The following is a 22,922-nucleotide window of genomic DNA, read 5'->3' on the forward strand; positions in this document are numbered from 1 at the left end:
TATCACTTTGACTACATGTTTTTTCCGTAATCTGTTCGATCACTTCCTCGTCTTTTAATCTAGTTATCGCTCTTCCTCCTTTGGCAGAGGTGCAGGACTCTTTTTGTCCGCAAATATCGAAGCTTGTGCAAGTGTAACGCCTATACTCTTTCCCATTTTGTTTTCCATTCCATTTGAAAGGTAACTCATAACCCAACGGACAAATATATCTATCGTTTATGGCATCATATGAAAAATTCGTTTTATCAAACCCGCTGGCCACTTTGTTTTGTTTTCCCTTTTGCGGCTTAATTAAGAGTTCGGTGCTTTCGTCGACAACATCAATAATTTCAAGGTAGTTATAATAGCCTGTATCGGCCAGAATCGTGTTTTTTTGATCGTGAAAAACTTGCTTTGTTTTCTTCACCATATTGGACAGCTGCCCTTGATCGTTGACATCATTGACAGTATCGCAGTCCACGATTAGTTTATACTTGCTGTCCACCGCAGTTTGAACATTGAAACAAACTTCATGCTTCCCGTTATTTTTCATTGATTTGGCGTCCGGATCGGTAACACAAAGCTGTTTTTCACCTGTTTCCTTGAGTTCTTGTTTAATTACCTGCAGCTCGTGCATTCTTTCTTGATAAACCTCTAACTTTTCTGTGATTTCTTGCTTTTTTTAGCGATTGTCCTCTGTTAAAAAGTCATGCAAATATGCATCGATTTTTTCATCGATATGCTCTAGCTTTTTACTGATAATATTGGCATTAAAGTGTTGTTTTTTAGAGCAGTTCGCCTTTAATTTTGTGCCGTCAATTGCGACGAGTTGACCATCGATCAATCCGAAACCTTTTAACATTAAGGTGAACTCTTTAAACAGCTTTTTTATTGCAGTTTTGTTATTCTTCATGAAAGCAGATAGAGTGCCGTGGTCCGGCTGGAGTTTGCTGATTAGCCACATTAGTTCAATGTTTCTTTTCGTTTCGATTTCCATCTTGCGAGAGGAACGAATGCCGTTCATATAACAGTAAAGATAGAGCTTAAGTAGATCTTCCCGACGATAAGGTTTTTGCCCAGCTTTGATGCCCGAATAGACTTGAAACCCCAATTCTTCCAGGTTCAAACTGTCGACGTAAGCATCGATAACTCGGACAGGATTTTCTTCATCTACAAAGTCGTCCAACGTATTTGGCAGTAAATAAATTTGATGTCTATCTTCACCTTCGATATAAGGCATACACACTCATCTCCTTTGATATAGAGATTCGACAAAAGACATCCATTTTCATGCAAAAAAACAAAAATTATTAATAATTGTTAGACAGACTGACGTATGGTGGTGTGAGAGGTCGGGGGTTAATCACCCCCTCCTACTCAATTGCGCCAGACATGCGCACATTTACTTGGATTCAAGTCCCAAACTGTGAAGGCGATAGTAACAGTTAGCTTAAGACAAGGGTGTCTGGGGTGACCTACAATCTAAAGTAGCCGGCAACAAACCTCCGCTTCTAAGGAATACGAACTTCAATAAGAATAGGTAAACTTGGATGAAGTTGCTAAACAAATCAAAATACTGCCGAAGGCTATATCAAATAAATGAAGAGAAGCCATGGAGGGGAAGGCGTGTGCTAACCCTGAGAGGTCTAACAGAGAAGCAATCCGCTTATGGTAAGTGGACGTTGAACGTCCGTTTAACTATCAGAAGTCAGAAGAAGCCATAATACCGAAGTTTGGGAAGAGATGAATGTGTAATAAACTCAACACACTCATCCCTCAAAGAAACAGATGTCTGAAAAGAGCCCCTTAGGGGTAAGAAGTGAATTCTGTTGAAGACCGTAGAAGTGTTGAGAGTGGAGGACATACAATGGACAAAAAAGCATAACGGACAATTGATACAATAACTCATTGTCCGAATGACTTTGAGAACCGCTGTTATAGGGAATCGTACCTATGGTGTTGTAAGAGGGTCGGGACCCTCCTACTTAAGTTCCCATATTATTTTACATGCGTTAATTACTATACATTCCACAAAGATTTATGGGAACATGTTTACGGCATAAGCGCACCTTCCAAGTTTTGACAGTTAGAAACTATAAATGCGATATCAGTACAAATATGGCTAAATTTTTTCATAAGTGAATATGTTTCTTATTGTTTTTACGTCTTTTTTTTAATGCAGTTATTCCTAATAACAACAGAGGGAGAAAAAGTCCAACGGTAAAACCAAAGGGTATCATTGCTTGTGGGGAAATGTTAATGTTATAGATTATATTTGGACTCACGACAAGGGAATAGACGAAAAGAATCATTCCTAAGGGAAAAGTAAGTGGACGATAGTCTTTTAGCTTGAATAGTTGAGCAAGGCTTAAATTTGAGGCATAAAAACAAATCGTTAACTTAAAAAAGATCGAAATAATCCACATTCCAGCAACAATGGCTTCTATTCGTTGTAAAAAATCGCCTATATTTATTCTTTTTGCTAATGAATAAGATGGATATATCTGTCTAATCGTTGTGATAGGATCGAGAACCAAAATGGACAACAGCGTAACCATGATTAAAATAAACCCTCCAATCAACGTTCCTACTAAAAAAGCTTTACTAGCTTCTTTTGGCCGATTGACATAGGGGAAAATCATTAAAAATGTAACAAGTTCTAAGAACGGAAACTCAATAAACTTAATCGCAGAGTTGAGTACGGGTTTTATCCCTTCTTCAAGCATAGGTTGAATGTTTTCAAACTTGATTTCAGGAGAAATAAGAAGAACAAGTAGAAGAAAAAGAATACTAAACCACGGGAATAAAATCTCTGCAGAACGTGATAAAACTTCAAGTCCAAGACGAGTCCCCATGATGACAATAATTAAAAAAATAAGGTGAAGTGATTCGATAGGGGTTTCTGGCATCATCTGAATGACTAGGAAATCCCCTATATTTCTAAAAATGAGACTAGTAAGAGTGAAAGTGAAAATAAAATAGAGAAGAGAGGTCGCTTTTCCTACCCATTTCCCAAGAACTTCCTCACTATATTCTATCAAGGTCATATTAGGATAGAGGTTTCCTAAAGTGTTATATAAGCATACAACTAATAAACCTACTCCCATTCCTAGGATGCCAGCTAACCACGCGTCCTGTTTCGCTTCAGAAGCAAGAAGAGATGGGGCAAGCAAGATAGAAGTACCAGTGTTAAATAGAATCACTAACACCGTAAATTGGCGTGCTCCGATTTTTCCCTTCTCGAGCATCTTTTTCCCTCCCTGAGTGACGTTATTCCCTTGTTCATCTTTTTATTAATTTTCTTCCTGTAATCCGGTAGACAAGTGTTCACTATTATTAGGACTTTTACCATGGTTTATTCTTTTTTACTGTTTTTTTCTGAGTTTTCCCCTTTATGAAAAGAAGAAAAGAGGTGGTATCCTGTGGACCAGTAATCCGTATTAAGATATGTGCAACACTATAAGCGATAAAAGATGATGTATTGCGACTATTTTTTATGGTTCGAAAATGGTGCCAGTACATCAGTAAACCCTTCTGATTGTAGGTTCACTTTATCTTTGCTCCAGTCCGTTCGTATATTTTGTGAGAAAAAATTGACATACTAACATGAGACGTAATGCAACAGATATAAGAATTGGGCGGAAGGAAGAGTCATCTTATGGGTTATATAAAAAAAAACATTAGACGTACATGGAAAAAAAAACGAGCTATCAATGATAATAACGGCACTCAGCAAAAAGAGCTATTAAACGTTGATCTTCAAGAAAATATTCAAAAGGTAAAAAAAGCGTTTGGAAACAGCAGTGACCTTGTTGTTAAAGAGTTTTTCATTGACGAAGAAAGGCAGGCAGGGATTCTTTATACCGATGGACTCGTCGATTCAGACATCCTGAATGATTCGTTGGAATCAATCATGATTGATAAAAAAGAATTCAAGCATGAAGATCTTGTTCATACACGGATCAATATCATTGATTTCTATAAAAAATATGTTGTAAGTACCGGAGAAGTAAAAGACGTCGAAGATTTTGAGACGCTGTATACCGCTGTTTTATCTGGGGACACCGTCTTTGTAGTTGACAGCTGCTCTAAAGGTTTAATCTTTAGTACAAGAGGGTGGGAACAGCGCGCGATCGAAGAGCCTACTTCACAAACAGTGATCAGAGGACCAAAAGAAGCCTTTACGGAAACTTTACGCACCAATACTGCTCTTATCCGCCGAAAAATCAAGTCAAACGATCTTTGGCTTGAAACGAAAGTAATCGGACGACTAACGAAAACAGATGTCGCGATTATGTATATGAATGGGATTGTCAATCCAAAAGTCGTTGAAGAAGTCCATGAACGGCTTGACCGTATTGACATAGATGGAATTTTTGAAAGCGGCAATATTGAAGAATTGATTGAAGACGAGACGTATACGCCTTTTCCAACGATTTTAAACACTGAGCGCCCGGATGCTGTGGCGGCCTCATTGCTGGAAGGACGTGTTGCAATTTTCGTTGACGGAACTCCTTTTGTGTTACTAGTCCCCACTTTGTTTATACAATATTTACAATCGAGTGAAGATTATTACCAACGGTTCGATATTGCAACACTCATTCGCTTATTACGTATCATTTGCTTTTTTATTGCTCTGCTTGCTCCTTCTCTTTATATCGCGATTACAACATTTCACCAAGAAATGTTGCCGACAGAGCTGCTTATTAGCATTGCTGCTCAACGGGAAGGCGTGCCGTTTCCGGCTTTTCTTGAGGCATTAATAATGGAAATTACTTTTGAAATTCTCCGAGAAGCAGGGGTGCGAATGCCGCGTGCAGTCGGTTCAGCAATTTCAATTGTCGGGGCGTTGGTACTCGGACAGGCGGCCGTTGAAGCAGGGATTGTCTCCCCAGTCATGGTCATCGTTGTCGCAATTACAGCTATTTCTAATTTTGTGTTTCCTTCTATCAGTATGGCAACTGCGATTAGAATTTTGCGTTTTATCTTGATAGCCTTAGCGGCATCTTTCGGATTGTATGGAATTGCCATCGCATTAATAGCAATGATTCTTCACTTATGCAGCCTGCGCTCATTCGGCGTTCCTTACATGTCACCGATGGCACCGTTTAATCTTCCGGATCAGAAAGATACGCTGTTCCGACTACCGCTGTGGGCACTTTTTTCCCGCCCTCGTTTGATTAGTCAGCAAAATATCATTCGTGAACAAAATCCTGCACCGCAAAAGCCAAAGAAGGAAAGGAGCTGAGTGTATGAAACGAACATTTCTTCTTTTTGTCATTTTGTCAATATTTTTATCGTTAATTACGGGTTGCTGGAACCGCCGTGAGTTAAATGAACTTGCGATCGTTAGTGGGATGGGATTTGATCGAAGCGAGAACGGCTATTTAGTCTCGTTACAAATTATTAATCCTAGGGAAACAGCTGCGAAAGGAGAAGGATATGATTCTCCCGTAACTACCTATCAGGCAACAGGAGAAACGGTAATCAAAGCGGTTCGGAAAATAACAAAGGAGTTACCACGAAGGGCGTATTTCTCCCACCTGCGGATAGTTATTATCGGTAATAAACTAGCAGAAGAAGGTTTCATAGATGTATTAGATTTCTTGTCTCGTAATCATGAATTGCGTACCGATTTCTATATGGCTATCTCTAAAGGAGAAAGCGCGAAAGATGTACTCGCAACGTTAACCTCGATTGAGAAGATACCAGCCAACAAATTATATCAAGCGCTTGAGGTGTCAGAGAAAGCATGGGCGGCTACAGGAACTATTCAATTAGATGAACTTATTTCTGACTTAATTAGTGAAGGAAAGCATCCGGTACTGACAGGGGTTAGCTTTCAGGGCGACCCTCAGAAAGGAAAAACCACACAAAACGTCCTAACAACAGACGAACCGGTCACCCTTCAATACTTGGGTTTGTCTGTCCTTAAAAACGATAAGCTAATCGGTTGGTTAAATGAGGACGAAAGCAAAGGCTATAACTATTCTCAAGGAACCGTGCAAAGTACGGTTATCAATGTTCCTTGTTCTAAAGGGGGGGATTTGGGAATTGAAGTGACTGAAGCAAACACCAAAACAGAAGGAAAAGTAGAGAACGGTAAGCCTAAAATTGAACTTGAAATCAAGGTTGAAGGAAGTATTGGAGATGTTGAATGTAAAGTTGATTTATCAAATACACAAGAAATTTATAAAATTGAACAAAAAGCCCAACAGTCTATCAAAAATAAAATTGAACAAGCGATACATAAAGTACAAAAGCAGTATAAAGCCGATATTTTCGGATTTGGCGAAGCCATTCGCCGTTCAGCACCAAAAACTTGGAAACAAATAAAAGACAATTGGGATTCAGAATTTGAAGACCTAACTGTTGATATTGCTGTTGAAGTAAGAATTCGCCAAGTAGGGACAATAGGAGATTCTATTTTAAAGGACTTCGAGGAGTGAAATTATGTTAGCTGCTGCAGGAATTATCATGACCGCAATTGTTATCGCAATGTTTGAAGTCCCATCTCTTTTAAAGAACAAGTTTAAAAAAGAGTTATGGGTGTTTGGCCTTTTACTTACGTTCGCAACAGGGTTAAACGTTGCGATGTGTGTAGATGTTAAAATCCCTAACCCATTAGATTTTATGACGATGGTGTTCAAACCTGTTAGCGACCTTATCTTTAGTTCGTTGGAATAGAGAATGAGTTAGGTGAAAATAGATAAATCAACACACGACATTTTATAGTATTTATTATTTTGCAATTGGTTTCTCTATCAAGAAATTTATTATCAACCCCATTCAAAAGACAGATTTCAATTGTTGATGTGAAAGCTGATGGAAAGTTATATCAACATATGTGTTTACTCAATGAATGGGAAAGGATGTATTTCGCAATTGAAAATTGAGCCATTTCGCAACTTTTTTTGAGCCACTTAATTTTTGCGAATTTCGCAAACTTACAGCAGAATTTTTGTGATGAGGACAGGCTTGACATGGAGCCTCTACGGGCATGACTTCTTTGCGAAAGCATGCAGTTGGTAGGGATTTCGCATCCTTGCAAGGGTATCATGCCCGCATCTCCATATAAAGCCAATGTAGGATAGAGTATTTTATATAATTCACAAACTTTAAGTGGCTCAGTTTTTAGTTGTCATGTGGCTCACTTTTCATGTGATGAGAGATTATACTTTCGACATTGCTCAAATATCGATTGGACTACTACTACTTAACTTTAGAACGAGCGGATAATGGCGAAATTAAGCCTTTCATAGAATTGATTAACATTGAAGTTGAGCGAAGTTTGCAAACAATGATTGATGTATTAAGAAAAAACGTTAAAATTAAAATGAGAACACAAGTTCGTTAAAATTATATTTAACGAATAATTGTATTTGTATAAAAAAGAGTATCTCGTAGACCTTGATCCACGAGATATTCTTGAAATTAAATCAAGTTATAGTTAACAGTATTATACGAACTGTTATAGTTGTTAGTGTACTATTCCCCCTCTCTTTTTGTTATTAGTTGAATTAATATAATAAAGACACAATTCTTATTAAAGAAACGCGCCTGATTGTGAAAGATAAAAATTTACTTTTTTACACATTGTGGTCCTTATGTGAGGTTTCATTAAGATATTAGTTTGATCTCTTCCAAGATATTAATATGTTCCCAAACTGGAGTAATTTCTGTAATAACTTCATCTTTAACTATATGTTTTAGTTCGTTTTTCTTTTGTTTAGCTACTGTTAATTGATTAAAATTAGAAAAGAAAATGAATGATTTATTTTAAAATTGCTGACCTTCTCTAGTTATTGGGTCATATAAGTCAAAAAACAATTCTAATAATTCCTTATAAGATACTTTCCAGAGATCAAACCAAATTTCTACTATATCTATATTTGCCCCTTTTAATTGTCCTATTTGAACATATTCAATACCACGAAAAACTATAATAAATGCTTTTTGACTAAAAAATTCGCTTGAACCAAACCCTGCTCTTTCCATTATTTTCGCTCCTTTGAGCCATAAGCCTTCTTATCCATTCAAAAAACCTCTCTTTGATTTAAAGAGAGGTTAGTATGATTAAATACATTTCTCTCATCTTTCAAAGGTTAATACCTTTGCAGGAATTAGCACCGTTCAAGTCGTCAAAATTTGACTTAATGGTTGCCGGGTTTCGTAGGGCCTGTCCCTCTACCACTCTGATCAGACCCTCGAATATCGGCATCTCGGAAATCAGCTCCGATAAGATCTAAATACCTCAAATCGGCTTCTCTGAGATCTGCCGCAATAAAATATGCACCTCTTAATTTAGCGCCCATGTAATCAGCTCCTCGCCCATGAGTCTTCTTGTATATTTTAGAACTTTTTTGTTTACTATTGAATTCTGTGCGAACGAGTTCACTTGTCCTCAGAAACAAATCATTCACAACATCCCGGTGGGCTGGGACGTCTAACTCAACAATAGAATCGGGATCAAGTAACGTAAGTCGTTCTGTCACTTCCAACACAGATTTGAGCTCATCCTGGATCGGAAGTGAGGTCTTCAAGTTCAGTGCTTCAGTCAAATACCATAGTATTTCATTAAGTTGTTGCATAATGGGAAAAACATTGAACATTTGGCTTGCTGTTTCTGGAGCTTCACGCCAGTCCTTTCCAGCGTAAGTTAATTGAGCAACCTTCTGTCCAGCACCAATAAAAAGTCCAATTCTGGCCCGATTGTGAAAGCATGACTGGCGTTTTTAAACACCTTTATTGTAAATGTAACATCTTTATTTGTAATGAAACATCTTTATTGTTATTCAACAGGTTGTTTGATTTTTTAAAGTATTTACTACAAAAAAAACCATTCATAATTTGAGAGACTTTACACAATTTTGAGAGATACAAAATAAGAGCTGACAATCAGTCAGCCCTGATGATTCCTCATCGAAACGGAACAAAAGGATAGCCGATATACTGGATTTTCAAGGTCCCGTCCTCATAGCTTATCGGTCCTATGTTCCCGACAATCGTAATTGGATTCTGATTTGAATTTGAACGATGGTCATTAAAAAGCGGGTTTTGTAAAATAATGATCAACAGCAGGTAATGCAGTAATAAGATAAGATCGGTCACAACAATTCCCCCAGGCAATTTTCTAATTCAGTATATGCCCTGGAGGTTTTACTGTTTCTTAATTAATCAGTTATATAAGTTGTCCCTCCAATTCCAGAAACCTACTCTTCAGCGCTTTTTATATTCACACTTTTTAATACTTCATCCCATATTTCATTAATTTTGGTTGTATGGAATTTCCGGATCATCGTTGTCATAGAAATAGTGGATATTTCATGTAGCTGGCTATAGGAAACACGGCCATATTTGCGGTAAATACCTAACAATTCTCTTGTACAATCGTCTTTTGTGATAATAGGTGGTATTACCCTAATAAAAAAATAAAATTCAATAGCTTCGAAGGATTAGTTAGTTTTGTTAAAGTAGGATTAGGTGTAGGGGTTGTATCAAAAAAAAATAATAGAGATTATTGATACATCTTTAATTGACTATATTGAACTACCAAAGGAATACTCAATGATTAAAATAGTTTTTATAAAAAGAAACGACAGTGCGGACTTTAAAGCATTAACTTCATTCCTTAATATTGCAAAGAAACTATTTCATTAATTTTTTTAAAATTAGATGGGATCTTATTAAAATTGCATGTAAGGGGAAAAAGGAGTTTCTGATTATTAAAGAAACGCGCCTGATTGTTGAATATCCTTTCCTACTGAATAGTATCGTTGTACTGTGCAGTAAATTTTCTTATTAGTCGAACTTGTTCAACATAACCATTCGCTGAAGAAGGAAAGAGCTGTCTTAGAGGGCAGCTCGATTTTAAAAATATTAGATTACTTAATTTTTGTCCAACAAGTTCAATAAAGTGTTTTACTCCACCAGGAAATGATATTAGAAGATCGAGCAATTAATCTTTAACAAGTTTCAAAAAACAAATTGCACCAATATCATGTAGACAATCGTTCCCCCTGCTATTGAGATAAGCATGTTTTTTCTCCAATAATGGAGACATACAACTACTGCCACTCCTAATAATTCAGGGATACCACGGCTTCCAGATAGTAAGCTTACATCCTTAAAACAATAAATAACTAAAAGTCCAATTACCGCCGATGGTAAGACTTTTCCGAGATACTGAACATATTTCGGTGTTGGTTTACCCGATGGAAAAACGATAAATGGAAGAAATCTTGTAAGCATTGTGCCTAAAACCACCATTGCTATTGTAATTATCTGCTGTGTTAAACTCATGGTCATGCTGCTATCACCTCAAACTTTTCCAATGGCTTTCTAAGTAGTGTGAGTATCCCTAAGGTTGCAATCATAGCTGGAATAATAAAGTTGGTTCCGCCAAAAATGATAAGACTAATAGTCGAAAGTCCGAGACCCAAAACAGCACTATGGTGCTTTTTCTCTTTCATCCATTGTTCAATAAATATGACGACAAACAAGGCTGTCATAACAAACTCGAGTCCCTCAGTGTTAAATGTAACGTAATGCCCAAAAATGCCCCCAATTGCTGACCCTATGACCCAATAGGAGTGATTTAACAAAGTCACAAAGAACATAAACCAGCCCTTATCAACATTTTTTGAAATATTAACGGTACTATTAATCGCAAAAGATTCATCACAAAGTCCATAAATCATATAAAGTTTTTTCCTCCCAATGCCCTTGTACTTATTCAGTATGGAAATGCCGTAAAACAAATGTCGTGCATTTACCATTAAAGTCAAGAAAAGGGCGTTCAATGGGCCGAAAGTGATTAGCAATAAAGTGGCTGCCACAAATTCCATTGATCCGGCAAATATAAAAAGACTCATCAAAATCGGGTAAGTTGCACTAAATCCCAATGAATTCATAAAAATCCCATAAGCAATTCCCAAAAAGACAAATCCCGCTAGAATAGGGACTGTGTATGGGAAAGCCGTACGAAATGCCATCCATATTTGATTTTTATTTTTTATGTGTCTGGTTTTAAGAGGCTCATTTTTTTATTAAAGTAAAGGATCGTTTTAGCACGATAACAAATGAAAAACCAAGGAGGTTATCCTTGGTTTTATTGCGGTATATTTTGACCGTTTATAGATATTCCTGGAGAGGTATCAGGTCTTTCAGCCATTGAAGAATCGAAAATTGTACTCCTACACTGGGCTCAGTGTATTACACATAGAGACGCCTATACCCTTGAATTAAATATAAGAAGGTAATACACCATGGCCGTTGTTATAAATAGCAGCTTCCATTTGAGATTAAAAAATCCCCCGGAGAATGACGTCGATAGGTAACTGCGATCTTTATTACTTTATTTGCATTGCAATTAGAAACCAATTGGCAGCATTTTTACTTCCAATTTGAAAAAATAACGCCGTGATTTCTTGAACAGTGAAGCACGTTTTTACCTTTTGATACAAATCTTCAGGTAGTTGTCCATGATAAGCCATAATATGGTCCGTTAATTCTAGTGCAACTTTTTCACGTTCGGTTAATTGCTCGTCCAGAGCAATGTGTTGAATGTTTTGTCAATATTCGCAGTGATTATTGGAAGCAGTTCGCAAACGAATGCGTTCTAACAATTCCGGTTCCAAAATGTCTTTTAACGCATCTTCCATCTGTAAAAAAGCTGCTCGAAGTGGAGCTGCAAGTTTCTAACTTAGATAATTCTTTAACTTTCTATCAGGAATTAATAGGGTATCAAGTATTAGAGAGAGATGAAAAAACGGCGAAACTTACAACAGATGGAGGTGTACCGCAGCTTTTATTAAAAGAAGAGAAGTCTTTTGTTGTGAGACCAAGTAGGACGACTGGTTTATTCCATTTCGCAATTGTAGTTCCTACTAGACAGGATTTAGCTATATCACTCATACATTTATTGGAAACTGGCTATCCAATACAAGGTGCTTCAGATCATCAATATAGCGAAGCAGTTTATCTATCTGATCCAGATAATAATGGTATTGAAATATATGTCGAGAGATCCAAATCATTGGTTAAGAGACGGAAATGGAGGTTATGTCGGAAGGACAGATCCATTAGATGTTGATAATTTGCTTTCAGAAGCAAAACAAAATAAATGGAATGGTTTACCTAGCGGAACAAGAATAGGTCATATGCATTTACAGGTCTCAGACTTAGAGGAATCAGAAAAATTTTATGTGGAAGCACTTGGATTTGATATTGTGTCTAAGGATACTCACATGCTTTTTGTATCAAAAGATGCATACCACCATCACATTGGGATGAATACTTGGTCAGGAAAAGGATTGCCCAAACCTCCAAAGAATGCAATAGGATTAAAATATTTTACCCTTCAGTTTACTGAAGAAGAGTATAAAAATGCAAAAGCGAATCTTGATCATTTAGGATACACTTATAGGGAGGACAATCATGAAATAGCTGTTGAAGATCTTTCAGGGAATAATATAAAAATATTATTAAAAGATTGAGAGTTAGTTGAACAAGTTTTAAATGGAATTGTTTACTCTAAATTAACTTTGCATACCTTTTAATAATTTCCTAACTATCCCAAGAAAGAAAATGGTAGAATTATAGAAAAAGATAAAGGGGTTTATTTTTTGTTAAAACATTTATATGAGGTCTTAGAAAAAATAAAAGATTTACCTGAAACTAAGCAGAAAAAAGTATTATCTGTTTTTGAAAAAATTGTTTCAGAGAGAGTATATATGTTAATTGGATTTGGAGCTCTTGTAACAAAGCGATTATAGAAAGATATTCATAAATTTTATTAAGCTAAAGGGCGCTTTTCCGAGGTAGCGATAAAAGTCCAATTTCTCAACTTTACTGCTGAGAAATTGGGCTTTTTATATTTACTTATAGTGCAAAATAACTCCTAAAATGACAGATTCCCAAATGTTGTTTGGGAACATTCAAAAAGCCACGAAACGCATTCATACCAGCGTTTCGTGGCTTTCATTTTCAGAACCGTTTGTGCAGCTTGTTATTCAACTGATGTTTTATCAGCATTTTCTTTCAAAAATGCTCTAAAATTATCTCCCCAATCACAAATGGAAGTTACAACGGGTTCTAGAAGTAAACCAACTTCACTTAGTTGATACTCCACTTTAGGAGGTACAACCGGGTATACAACTCTAGTAATTATTTTATCTTCTTCTAATTCCCTTAGTTGTCTAATTAACATACGTTGATTGACATCGGGAAGGTATTTTTGTATTTCACTTAACCTTAATGGAGATTGTTGGAGCAAACACCATATAATTGCTATTTTCCAGCGTCCACCTATCACCGATAAACCCAAATCTTTGCTAGTGAAAAAAGTTTTATCTTTATAGAAGATTTCCATATATTATATTATCCCTTTCTCTGTTGTTATTTTGTTTATAGTGACAAAAACGTCAGTATTGTTTGATTAATTATAATATGTGATTATGGAAAAGTAAATTAGAAAACAAAAGAAAGAAGGGATTCATTTGAAAAGTAGAGCTGCTGTTGCATTTAAACCAGGAGAACCACTTAAAATTGTAGAAATTGATGTAGAAGAACCAAAAGCAAAAGAGGTATTAGTAAAAATACTGTATACATCAGTATGTCATACCGATGCTTTTACATTATCAGGTGATGATCCGGAAGGCGTATTCCCTGCTGTACTAGGTCATGAAGGTGCTGGTGTTGTCGTTGCTGTAGGGGATGAAGTCACTTCAGTAAAACCGGGGGACCATGTTATTCCACTATACACAGCTGAATGTGGAGAATGTAAATTCTGTCGTTCTGGTAAAACAAACTTATGTAGTGCCGTACGAGAAACTCAAGGTAAAGGTTTAATGCCTGATGGAACAACTCGTTTCTCTTATAATGGAGAGCCGATTTATCATTACATGGGAACAAGTACATTTAGTGAATATACAGTCGTTCCTGAAATCTCTTTAGCAAAAATTGACCAAGAAGCGCCACTTGATAAAGTTGGTCTATTTGGATGCGGTGTGACTACAGGGATTGGCGCTGTACACAACACAGCAAAAGTGGAAGAAGGAGCTGTGACAGCCGTATTTGGTTTAGGAGCGATTGGATTAGCCGCTATTCAAGGATTGGTTCAAGCAAAAGCAAGCCGAATTATTGCTATAGACTTAAATGAGGATAAGTTTGAATTAGCTAAAAAAATGGGCGCAACTGATTTTGTAAATCCTTCTAAATTTGATAAACCAATTCAAGAAGTCATTGTTGAAATGACGGATGGAGGAGTCGATTACAGCTTCGAGTGTATTGGAAATGTTGAAGTAATGAGGTCTGCTCTTGAATGTTGTCATAAAGGTTGGGGTGAAAGTGTTATTATCGGTGTAGCAGGAGCAGGTAAAGAGATTCATACTCGTCCATTCCAATTAGTAACGGGTCGAGTATGGCGTGGTTCTGCCTTTGGCGGCGTGAAAGGAAGAACGGAGCTTCCAGGAATGGTTGAAGATTATATGAATGGTGAAATCGATATCGATTCGTTTATTACACACCACTTAAACTTTACAGACATCAATGAGGCATTTGATTTGCTTCATAAAGGTGAGTCAATTCGTACGATGTTAACATATGGAGAGTGAGAAAATGAGTCTTAAACTTATTGAAAAACATCGCTCTTTTGGCGGAGAACAATGTAAGTACCGCCATTATTCAGAAGTCTTACAATGTGATATGACATTTAGTATCTACTTGCCATCAAATAAAGAAGAGAAAAAAATCCCTCTTATTTGGTGGTTATCTGGTTTAACTTGTACAGATGATAATTTTAGTCAAAAAAGCGGATTTCAGAGATTGGCTGAAAAATATCAAGTGGCAGTCATAATTCCAGATACTTCACCACGTGGAGAACATGTTGCTGATGATGAAGCATGGGATCTTGGGCAAGGTGCAGGTTTTTATTTAAATGCTACACAAGACCCGTGGGCAAAGCATTATAACATGTATACGTATATAGTAGATGAATTAACAGCTATTGCGTCAACTTTGGTACCTAATTTTTCAGGAGAAGAAAGCATAATGGGCCACTCAATGGGAGGTCATGGTGCTTTAGTGATTGGCATGAAAAATGCGGCGAGATTCAAAGCGATTTCTGCCTTTTCTCCTATTTTAAGTCCGAGTCAAGTCCCATGGGGAATAAAATCTTTCTCAACTTATTTAGGTGAAGATAAAGCTTCTTGGAAAGAATGGGAAGCTTCAGAATTGGTCAAAGAAGCTGGCATTCCGCCTATTCTCATTACGCAAGGAACTCAAGATGAGTTTTATCCAAAACAATTAGATGAAACGATTTTCTTAAAGAATGCTCAGGAAAATAATCAAGTAGTAAATTACAAGAAAATGGAAGGTTATGATCATAGCTATTTCTTTATAGCTACTTTCTTAGAGGACCATTTCGCTTTCCAAATGAAGTACTTAAGATAATTTATGTTTTATTAAAAATATGGAATGGAAAATAAAATATCCACATTGCAACTAAATGTGGATATTTTTATAACTCATTTTGTCGTGTTTCACAGTTTTACTAGCTAAAAAAACAAGAAATAGTTTAAATAGTGAGTTAGTTGGGAGGGATAGTTACCTATGGATTTCAAAAAAATGTTAGCCAATAACCATGTTAAACCATACTTATTAAAAGCCCGTTATGGGATCGAAAAAGAAAGTCAGCGAGTTGACTTATCAGGAAATTTAGCTGAAACGGATCATCCTAAAAGTATTTCGATAAGAGACGAACACCCATATATTCAGCGGGATTTTTCAGAAACACAGATGGAATTAATCACACCTGTTACTGAGACACTAAAGGAACTGTTTGATTACTTAGCTGCGATCCATGATGTTGCTTATTGTTCTATGGGTGATAATGAAATGCTTTGGCCATTAAGCATGCCACCACAGTTACCAAAAAAAGACGAAGATATTGTTATTGCGAAATTAAAAAGTGTTGAAAATGTTCGTTATCGTCAATCTTTATCACATTCTTATGGCCGTCATAAACAAATGATTTGTGGTGTTCATTTCAACTTTGAATTCGGCGATGAGTTAATCCAAGCGTTATTTAACATACAATCGGAGATAAAAGATTATCGACAGTTTAAAGAAGAGATTTATCTAAAAGTCACAAGAAACTATTTACACTATCGATGGTTAGTGACTTATTTTTATGGGGCTTCCCCTAATAGTGAAAAGAATTTTTTTGAAGAAGATTCTTTGAATCGAGCAGTGAGAAGTATTAGAAGCAGTAAGTATGGTTGTACTAATTCGGATGATGTTCAAGTGTCATACAGTAGTATACAAAACTATCTATCAGATCTTTCTTTGATGATTAAAAGAGGGCTTCTATTAGAAGAAAAAGAATTTTATTCACCTGTCCGTTTAAGAGGCGGACATCATGTTTCAGATTTAGAAGATCACGGTGTTCGTTATATTGAATTGAGAAATATAGATTTAAATCCCTTTGAAACGTATGGCATTAGCTATAAACAAGTAGAATTTCTACATCTTTTCTTACTTTATTTACTATGGAAAGATGAAGGGAATAATTGTGATGAGTGGGTAAAAATGGGTGATCTTTACAATGATGCAGTGGCCCTTGAACATCCATTAGAGCACACACAATTTGAAATAGAAGCTAAAAATATGATTGATGAGATGGAACATTTAGCAGCCATTTTAAATTTGACTATTTCAGATACGTTATTTGTTCATCTGAGAGAAATGCTAATGGATCCGGGCAAGACTTTAGCTGGAAGACTTTATAAAGAAAGTGAAAAAAGCAGTCAAGGTCAAGTGGCTACATCGATTGCTAAAGAAAATTATAAACAATCATGGAATAAGCCATATCAATTAACAGGATTTACTGACATGGAGTTGTCCACTCAGATTTTAATGTTTGATGCTATCCAGCAAGGAATCCAAGTAGAAGTTTTGGATCGGCAAGATCAATTTTTGAAGCTTCAATTAAAAGATCATGTTGAATATGTGAAAAATGGGAATATGACAAGTAAAGATAGCTATGTATCAACTTTAATTATGGAAAATAAAACAGTAACAAAGAAAATTCTTCAACAACATGGATTTCGTGTGCCGAAAGGTGAGGAATTTCAGACAATAGAACAAGCTTTACGTTCCAATGATCTATTTTCCGCCAAACCTTTTGTTGTGAAGCCGAAAACAACCAACTATGGATTAGGAATATCGATCTTCAAAGAAGGCGCAAATTACGAAGATTATCAAAAAGCAATCACACTAGCATTTAAAGAAGACTCTTCTATATTAATAGAAGAATTTATTAAAGGAACAGAATATCGATTTTTTGTGTTAAATGATAAAGTATATGCTGTTTTATTACGAATTCCTGCGAATGTTAAAGGTGACGGTAAACATACAATTGAACAGTTAGTCATTCAAAAGAATCGTGACCCGTTAAGAGGAAAAGATCATAGGACACCTTTAGAAAGTATACAATTAGGTGAATTGGAGAACCTTATGCTTAAAGGTCAAGGATATCAAATGGATTCAATTCCAGAGAATGATGAAATTATCTATTTGCGTGAAAACTCTAATATTAGTACAGGTGGAGACTCGATTGATGTCACAGATCAAATTCCTGATGATTATAAAAAAATAGCAGTGGATGCGGTATCCGCACTTGGAGTTAAAATTTGTGGTATCGATTTGATTATTGAAAATACAGAAGTTCCTGCAGCTAATAAAAACGCTTATGGAATTATTGAAGCGAACTTTAATCCATCAATGTATATGCATATTTATCCATATAAAGGGAAATATCGACGTTTAACTATGCATATAATACATTATTTATTCCCTGAACTATTACAAAGTCAGGAATCAAAGTTAGTCAAACTAGGGGTACCACTCGCAAAACGCGGATTTACAACGGTAAGCTGTTGAATGACAATAAAGTTATTTAATGTTCAAATCTTAAACATGCATAACCCCGTCCTGAGTAAGGACGGGGTTAAAATAATATTGTTTAAATACTGTGTATAATACTATTCGGGGAGAAAATGAAGGTTTAATTTCAAATGCATGTCTGGATACTCTGACTGCAGATGAAAATACATCATATATAAGAGCACTGATCACCAAAAATATGTAATATATTTTTAAAAAAAATTCTTTCGTCCCATATTTCACTTGTACTGACCTAAGCACATTGTCTGCCAACATAAGCGATATAATAGAACAAATAATAGTACCCAACAAAAATACCTCGATATTAACGCGGCCTGCAAAAACAAACCATGGTGCCAAAGTTAGAATAAATATTAATAATTTTTTCTTCAAATTATGTACCTCACTTTAAAATTTAGTAAAATTGCCTACCACAGTTGTAATCAATGGAAAACAAATTTAGTAGTTCTTATTATCACCATAGGATTAGTTATTATTATTAAAATATTTAAATTCTAAGGATAAGGAGATATCCAACGTGCAATTTCGTTTTTGGGACACCTACAATTGTGGCATGTTGAATATTCAGCACATAAAGACAAAGGAATACGTAGAGCATATAGGGAATGGCAAAAGGCAGATAACCAGTGCATCTTCTAAGTTTATTAATGCGCTAGAACTGTACAAAGAGTAGCAGATTTCACTGGAACAATTGTTGCGAGTTAATGTAGAGTCTATTCAAGATATATCGGAAATAAGTTTTGAGGACGAAGTTATTATTGAACAATTAATTCTAAGTATAAAAAATATCATGAGGAATTATTTAACAGATAGAGAAGAAATATATTAAGTTACTTTATGGGATGGATGATGGACAAGAAAGAACCTATAAAGAAGTAAGCAGAGTTTTCAATATATCTAGACAAAGTATTAGGAACAATGAGTTAAAAGCAATTGAAAAAATAATAAAATACATTTAATATAATTAATTTTTTTGGTCCTTTTGTTTTGTAGATAAAACTCTGATAGTAAAAAGGGGTAGAAATTATTTGCTAAGGTATGTCTAACTTTAACAATGATTATTAAAATTTTAACATAAAGCAATTGTGAAGAAATGCCTTTGAGGTAAAGCGATGGAAAATATTGAGAGTAACTGATTGTCTTTCCCTTTTAATAAGAAGAGTTTGTTAATGGAAAATTTATGGATAATAATTATATTGAAGAAACCTTGTGAAAATAATATAAAATATAGGCTCGATTCTACAAAACTAGCCTATATAATAAACCCTACTAGCATCTTTGTGTTGCTACACTCACATTGTGAAGCGGTAGCTTGGTTGGAGTGGGTATAGTAGAAAAGCAGTTGATATAGAAAAAATCTATACCACCTGCTTTTTTGTTTATAAAAATACCATTCAGGACCGATTTTCGTTAAAATAAACATTGCGATTTCACTATAGTTTTTCACAAATTATAAATGTCCAAATGTACTTGTGTTTGATAATAAGTTATTAAGCATGATATAAGTGTAAAAGAAGTGGAACATTTGGCTTTATATTTTTTTACCGAGAGTTTGAAGTTGTATCCATAGTGAGAGGATTTGAGTTTGAAATGATAGATAATTTTTGGCGTGATTTACCACGACCATTTTTTGTACTTGCACCAATGGAAGATGTGACAGATGTTGTTTTTCGTCACGTAGTAAGTGAAGCCGGTCGACCGGATGTATTTTTCACAGAGTTTACAAACTCGGATAGCTATTGTCATCCAGAGGGCATGAAAAGTGTGCGTGGCCGTTTGATTTTTACAGAAGATGAACAGCCAATGGTGGCACATATTTGGGGGGATAATCCCGAATATTTCCGTCAAATGAGTATTGGCATGGCAGAGCTAGGATTTAAAGGCATCGATATTAATATGGGCTGCCCTGTACCGAATGTGGCATCGAGAGGGAAAGGTAGTGGCCTTATTCTGCGTCCAGACGTTGTGGCAGAACTTATTCAAGCAGCAAAAGCGGGCGGACTGCCTGTCAGCGTGAAAACACGACTTGGCTATAACGATGTAAATGAGTGGGAGGAGTGGCTAACGCATATTTTAAAACAGGATATTGCGAACCTTTCTATTCATTTACGTACAAGAAAGGAAATGAGCCAAGTAGATGCGCATTGGGAGCTAATTCCGGAAATCAAAAAATTACGTGACCGTATCGCACCAAATACGCTACTAACAATCAATGGAGACATTCTTGACCGTCAAACTGGGCTACAGCTTGCTGAACAATATGGTATTGATGGCGTTATGATCGGTCGAGGTATTTTTAAAAATCCTTTTGCTTTTGAAAAAGAGCCAAAAGAGCATAGCAGTAAAGAATACCTTGATCTTTTAAGACTGCAGCTTGATCTTCAAGATCAATATGCGGAAGCACTGCCACGTTCAATCACAGGGCTTCATCGCTTTTTCAAAATTTATGTCAAAGGATTCCGTGGAGCTGGTGAATTAAGAAATCAATTGATGAACACGAAATCAACAGATGAAGTGCGTGCATTGCTTGATAATTTTGGAAAAGAAGTTGATGGGACGGGGACAGTGAAATGATGTAACTCTCAAAAAGTTAGAGGAAAAATGAATCACATCAACTCATGTGTACTTATTTTATTCAGTTTCAAGTTCCTTTGCAGCCGGCAACTTTTGTTTTGATAAAGTCTGTTTTCTGAAAGAAAAAGGTCTTAAGAATGTAATAAACCCACCATCACCCTTGTGTTGCCACATACACTCTGCACACGTTGAGTGCGTCTCGCAGATAGTTTTAAAAGAAGCAGAATCCCCAAAATAGGGGATTCCTGCTGTGTTTATTTGATTTTTGGAGCTGAAAACCGATAGTGAATAATAGGTGTTCCATCAGCCTTAACTTCAATTCGATTGATTAAACGATGTAAGCCCTTTGGTGTTAATTCATTGATGTTAAGGAATTTAAGATGCTCTTGTTTTAATAGATCGATGTTATCCACCGTTTGTTCACTTTCCATTGCTGTGAGCAAATCGGTCTTTTTTTTAACCAACTCTTTAATTTCAATATTATTAGCATCTACAATTTCGCGGTATTCCTTTTGAGTAATAATCTCTTCGGCTAACATATTGATATATTTTCTTTTTTGACCCTTTATTAAATTGACTTGTTTCTCAATTTTATCGAGTTGTTTTTGAAGGTTTTGCTTTGATTTCTTTGTTTGAGCTTCTAACTGCTTAACGTATTCCTCTTGAAAAATTTCGTTCACTAACATTTTAATGTCAGTTAAAATCGTATCTTTGAGTAAATCTTCTTTAATGGAATGACTACTGCAAGCTTTTTTACCGTGCCGTGCATAATTGCCGCATATATAACCCTTGCGGTTGCTTCGATACCACATTCCTTTTCCACAATCAGAGCAGAATAGAATATTTGTAAAAAGATGCTTTTTTGGTGCCGTTATAAACTTAGTGCGAATTTTCAGTTGCTGTTGGACGGCATCAAATACATCACGCGGAATAATTGGTTCATGCGTATCGTTAACAACAATTTGATTATCCTGTTCAACTTGTTTCCTTTTCTTACTTGTAACACTGACTGTAATTGAACGATTTTGTACTAAGTCCCCAACGTAATGGGGATTAGTAAGAATAAGCTTAATTGTTGAATCGTTCCACTTATCCCTGGCATTCTTTTTCCCTGCTATATCAGTAGGTATAGGGATATCTTCATTATATAGCCTTCTTGCGATACTTTCTCGACCACTTCCAGCTAACGGGTAGCTTTAGCATAACTAGCCAAAATTAAAAAGTCGGTTCCTGAGCGTACAGGAATTCGACTTTTTTTAGGTTGTAATTTGCTTAACGTATTCTCCAACTGATTTATATGAATGGAATATTCCTCCACATCGTGGAGATAACTATCATAAAACTCATGCAATAATCTTCTTCTGCTTATGTACCTCAATAAAAAAGGAATAGGTGAAAACATATGGAGGTTTTAAAAGAGTCAGTTATTATATTAGCGAGAATTATTACGATCTTCCCGTTATTTTTATTAATCACACATTATATGGGCAAACGTTCCATTGGAGAAATGCCTATTTTCGATTTTCTCATTATTATGACCTTAGCCAATGTTGTAGGAGCTGACATTGCTGATCCAAAAGTAGATCATGTTTATACTTATTTAGCTATTATAGTAATTCCACTCATACAAAAATTAACTGCCTACTTTTCAATTACGAATCGAAAAATAGGGAAAAAAATAACGTTCGAACCTACGCTAGTCATTCAAGATGGGAAAATCTCAGTGGAAAACTTAAAAAGGATTAGATATACCATCGATAATGTACTGCGAATGTTACGACAAAAAAATATTTTTGATATAAGTGATGTTAAAATTGCCATTATCGAAGCAGATGGACAATTAAGTGTGTTAAAAAAAGAAAATAAATTGGGAGTAACCATTGAGGATATAAATGTAAAAAAGAAAAGTAAAAATTTGTCTTATCCATTAATCGTAGAAGGGAAAATTTACGAAGATATACTAAACTATTTAGGCTTAAATCGACAATGGTTAGTTGCTGAATTACAAAGAAGACAGATTGCACAAGTAAATCGCGTCTTCTTCGCTTCAATTAATGATGACCACGAACTTCATGTTTCCCTAAAAAATGAACACCAACAAATGCCACCTATTTACAACTAACTGAGGGTTCTTTGCGAAATCATTATTTCCTAGTTGAAGTAACTGGGATTTAGTGAAAGAACAAATCAGTGAAGATTTTAGGATTAATGCATATCTTAGTTATTCCATTAAAGGGAGCTTATTTTGAAGAAGAAAAACTAACAAAACAAAGCCATTTGCTGCACAGTCATTCATGTATATTAAAACCAGAGATACACCACCGAGAATGAAAATAAGTATACTTTGTCCATACTGATTCTACGGCTGGCTGAGGAAGGTCGATGTACTGTGGTGCGTGAGA

At 35.8% G+C, this 22,922-nt stretch carries 22 protein-coding genes, 2 pseudogenes and 1 riboswitch; of the genes and pseudogenes, 12 read left to right on the top strand and 12 right to left on the bottom strand.

Annotation, left to right across the window (positions count from 1 at the left end; translation table 11 throughout):
- The 3 genes from LDX58_RS23905 to LDX58_RS23915 all read right to left on the bottom strand — a co-directional run.
- Positions 1-616 (bottom strand): transposase (locus LDX58_RS23905; RefSeq protein ID WP_227940042.1); only part of this gene is annotated, 616 nt, incomplete at its 3' end.
- A 45-nt stretch (positions 617-661) separates the two neighbouring features.
- Positions 662-1,219, bottom strand: a complete 558-nt coding sequence (locus LDX58_RS23910; protein WP_227940044.1) for a transposase — start codon at positions 1,217-1,219, stop codon at positions 662-664.
- 892 nt (positions 1,220-2,111) lie between these two features.
- On the bottom strand, positions 2,112-3,227 hold the full coding sequence (locus LDX58_RS23915; RefSeq protein ID WP_227940046.1) for a GerAB/ArcD/ProY family transporter: 1,116 nt from the start codon (positions 3,225-3,227) through the stop codon (positions 2,112-2,114).
- A gap of 410 nt (positions 3,228-3,637) precedes the next feature.
- Between LDX58_RS23915 and LDX58_RS23920 the strand changes: the two genes are divergently transcribed.
- From LDX58_RS23920 to LDX58_RS23930, 3 genes are read left to right on the top strand one after another with little or no spacing between them, the layout of a single operon-like run.
- Positions 3,638-5,227, top strand: coding sequence for a spore germination protein (locus tag LDX58_RS23920; protein ID WP_227940047.1), 1,590 nt, complete (start codon positions 3,638-3,640; stop codon positions 5,225-5,227).
- Positions 5,228-5,231: 4 nt separating this feature from the next.
- On the top strand, positions 5,232-6,428 hold the full coding sequence (locus LDX58_RS23925) for a Ger(x)C family spore germination protein (protein ID WP_227940049.1): 1,197 nt from the start codon (positions 5,232-5,234) through the stop codon (positions 6,426-6,428).
- 4 nt (positions 6,429-6,432) lie between these two features.
- Positions 6,433-6,666, top strand: a complete 234-nt coding sequence (locus LDX58_RS23930; RefSeq protein WP_227940051.1) for a hypothetical protein — start codon at positions 6,433-6,435, stop codon at positions 6,664-6,666.
- A 1,092-nt stretch (positions 6,667-7,758) separates the two neighbouring features.
- Here the strand turns inward: LDX58_RS23930 and LDX58_RS23935 are convergent.
- The 6 genes and pseudogenes from LDX58_RS23935 to LDX58_RS23960 all read right to left on the bottom strand — a co-directional run bounded on the left by LDX58_RS23935 (position 7,759) and on the right by LDX58_RS23960 (position 11,474).
- Complete coding sequence (locus LDX58_RS23935; protein ID WP_227940053.1) at positions 7,759-7,977, bottom strand: peptide-methionine (S)-S-oxide reductase; 219 nt, start codon at positions 7,975-7,977, stop codon at positions 7,759-7,761.
- Between the two features lie 90 nt (positions 7,978-8,067).
- Positions 8,068-8,184: riboswitch (SAM riboswitch) on the bottom strand.
- A pseudogene (locus tag LDX58_RS23940) lies at positions 8,169-8,666 on the bottom strand (pentapeptide repeat-containing protein); the annotation flags it as partial. It overlaps the preceding riboswitch by 16 nt.
- Positions 8,667-8,898: 232 nt before the next feature.
- Positions 8,899-9,090, bottom strand: coding sequence for a hypothetical protein (locus tag LDX58_RS23945; RefSeq protein ID WP_227940055.1), 192 nt, complete (start codon positions 9,088-9,090; stop codon positions 8,899-8,901).
- An 864-nt stretch (positions 9,091-9,954) separates the two neighbouring features.
- Positions 9,955-10,287, bottom strand: coding sequence for a branched-chain amino acid transporter permease (locus LDX58_RS23950; RefSeq protein WP_227940060.1), 333 nt, complete (start codon positions 10,285-10,287; stop codon positions 9,955-9,957).
- Positions 10,284-10,973, bottom strand: a complete 690-nt coding sequence (gene azlC / locus LDX58_RS23955; RefSeq protein ID WP_227940063.1) for an azaleucine resistance protein AzlC — start codon at positions 10,971-10,973, stop codon at positions 10,284-10,286. Before azlC ends, LDX58_RS23950 begins: the two co-directional genes overlap by 4 nt.
- A 357-nt stretch (positions 10,974-11,330) precedes the next feature.
- Positions 11,331-11,474: a hypothetical protein gene (locus tag LDX58_RS23960; protein WP_227940065.1), complete on the bottom strand. Its 144-nt coding sequence runs from the start codon at positions 11,472-11,474 to the stop codon at positions 11,331-11,333.
- 20 nt (positions 11,475-11,494) lie between these two features.
- Here LDX58_RS23960 and LDX58_RS23965 point away from each other — a divergent pair, with 20 nt between their 5' ends.
- The 3 genes from LDX58_RS23965 (at position 11,495) to LDX58_RS23975 (ending at position 12,755) form a co-directional block, all read left to right on the top strand.
- Complete coding sequence (locus LDX58_RS23965; RefSeq protein ID WP_227940067.1) at positions 11,495-12,073, top strand: VOC family protein; 579 nt, start codon at positions 11,495-11,497, stop codon at positions 12,071-12,073.
- Positions 12,074-12,077: 4 nt separating this feature from the next.
- Positions 12,078-12,476 (top strand): VOC family protein, encoded by a 399-nt coding sequence (locus tag LDX58_RS23970; RefSeq protein ID WP_227940069.1) that lies wholly within the window; start codon positions 12,078-12,080, stop codon positions 12,474-12,476.
- 129 nt (positions 12,477-12,605) lie between these two features.
- Entirely contained in the window at positions 12,606-12,755 is a 150-nt protein-coding gene (locus tag LDX58_RS23975) for a hypothetical protein (protein ID WP_227940071.1), read from the top strand.
- A gap of 233 nt (positions 12,756-12,988) precedes the next feature.
- Here LDX58_RS23975 and LDX58_RS23980 read toward each other — a convergent pair whose 3' ends face one another.
- The gene (locus tag LDX58_RS23980; protein ID WP_227940076.1) at positions 12,989-13,351 is read right to left on the bottom strand and encodes a winged helix-turn-helix transcriptional regulator; all 363 of its coding nucleotides are present in this window, start codon (positions 13,349-13,351) and stop codon (positions 12,989-12,991) included.
- Positions 13,352-13,478: 127 nt separating this feature from the next.
- On the opposite strand from LDX58_RS23980, the gene LDX58_RS23985 reads away from it, so the two are divergent.
- From LDX58_RS23985 to LDX58_RS24010, 5 genes are all read left to right on the top strand, one after another.
- On the top strand, positions 13,479-14,594 hold the full coding sequence (locus LDX58_RS23985) for an S-(hydroxymethyl)glutathione dehydrogenase/class III alcohol dehydrogenase (RefSeq protein ID WP_227940077.1): 1,116 nt from the start codon (positions 13,479-13,481) through the stop codon (positions 14,592-14,594).
- A 4-nt stretch (positions 14,595-14,598) separates the two neighbouring features.
- Complete coding sequence (gene fghA / locus LDX58_RS23990; protein ID WP_227940078.1) at positions 14,599-15,432, top strand: S-formylglutathione hydrolase; 834 nt, start codon at positions 14,599-14,601, stop codon at positions 15,430-15,432.
- Positions 15,433-15,591: 159 nt separating this feature from the next.
- Positions 15,592-17,922, top strand: a complete 2,331-nt coding sequence (gene gshAB / locus LDX58_RS23995) for a bifunctional glutamate--cysteine ligase GshA/glutathione synthetase GshB (RefSeq protein WP_227940079.1) — start codon at positions 15,592-15,594, stop codon at positions 17,920-17,922.
- Between the two features lie 848 nt (positions 17,923-18,770).
- Positions 18,771-18,905: a sigma factor-like helix-turn-helix DNA-binding protein gene (locus tag LDX58_RS26895; protein ID WP_227940085.1), complete on the top strand. Its 135-nt coding sequence runs from the start codon at positions 18,771-18,773 to the stop codon at positions 18,903-18,905.
- Positions 18,906-19,515: 610 nt separating this feature from the next.
- On the top strand, positions 19,516-20,520 hold the full coding sequence (locus tag LDX58_RS24010) for a tRNA dihydrouridine synthase (RefSeq protein ID WP_227940083.1): 1,005 nt from the start codon (positions 19,516-19,518) through the stop codon (positions 20,518-20,520).
- 254 nt (positions 20,521-20,774) lie between these two features.
- On the opposite strand, the gene LDX58_RS24015 is transcribed toward LDX58_RS24010, so the two are convergent.
- Positions 20,775-21,416 carry a recombinase zinc beta ribbon domain-containing protein gene (locus LDX58_RS24015; protein ID WP_265416823.1) on the bottom strand — a complete coding sequence of 214 codons (642 nt, stop codon included), beginning with the start codon at positions 21,414-21,416 and terminating at the stop codon, positions 20,775-20,777.
- 6 nt (positions 21,417-21,422) lie between these two features.
- Positions 21,423-21,695: pseudogene (locus LDX58_RS26205) on the bottom strand (recombinase family protein); the annotation flags it as partial.
- A 227-nt stretch (positions 21,696-21,922) separates the two neighbouring features.
- Here LDX58_RS26205 and LDX58_RS24020 point away from each other — a divergent pair.
- Positions 21,923-22,642 carry a DUF421 domain-containing protein gene (locus LDX58_RS24020; RefSeq protein ID WP_227940084.1) on the top strand — a complete coding sequence of 240 codons (720 nt, stop codon included), beginning with the start codon at positions 21,923-21,925 and terminating at the stop codon, positions 22,640-22,642.
- Positions 22,643-22,922 lie beyond the last annotated feature (280 nt).

Source organism: Alkalihalobacillus deserti, assembly GCF_020734105.1.
GTDB lineage: Bacteria > Bacillota > Bacilli > Bacillales > Bacillaceae_D > Halalkalibacter > Halalkalibacter deserti.